This window comes from Neisseria sp. P0008.S010, from assembly GCF_051962715.1.
Lineage (GTDB): Bacteria > Pseudomonadota > Gammaproteobacteria > Burkholderiales > Neisseriaceae > Neisseria > Neisseria elongata.
The window spans coordinates 1-267 of record NZ_JBQCVA010000306.1 but is presented as its reverse complement, the minus strand read 5'-3'; the positions used below and the strand labels follow the sequence as shown (position 1 = coordinate 267).

The 267-nt window shown below is 58.4% G+C and carries 1 protein-coding gene; it reads left to right on the top strand.

All coding sequences use genetic code 11. The features are described from left to right. On the top strand, positions 1-267 hold a 267-nt coding region (locus ACTHSL_RS13705), incomplete at both ends, for a hypothetical protein (RefSeq protein ID WP_440381727.1).

Here is a 267-nt window from a genome sequence, read left to right as displayed (position 1 = left end):
AGAGACAGGACTACTGGGGTATCACCAAGCCGAGGGTTCCTGGAAAACGGCGGATGTGGCCTTTGATGTGATCGGCAGCGGAGGCATGTATTCGAATATCGAAGACATGCTGCGCTGGGCGCGGAATTATGAAAAGCCGGTGCTGGGCGCGGCGCTGTTAAAGACGCTGCAAACGCCGGGGAAACTGGTCGATGGCAGCCGAACACCCGGGGGCTATGCACTGGGGATGATTGAACGCGACGACATGTATTTTCACAGCGGCGGCGC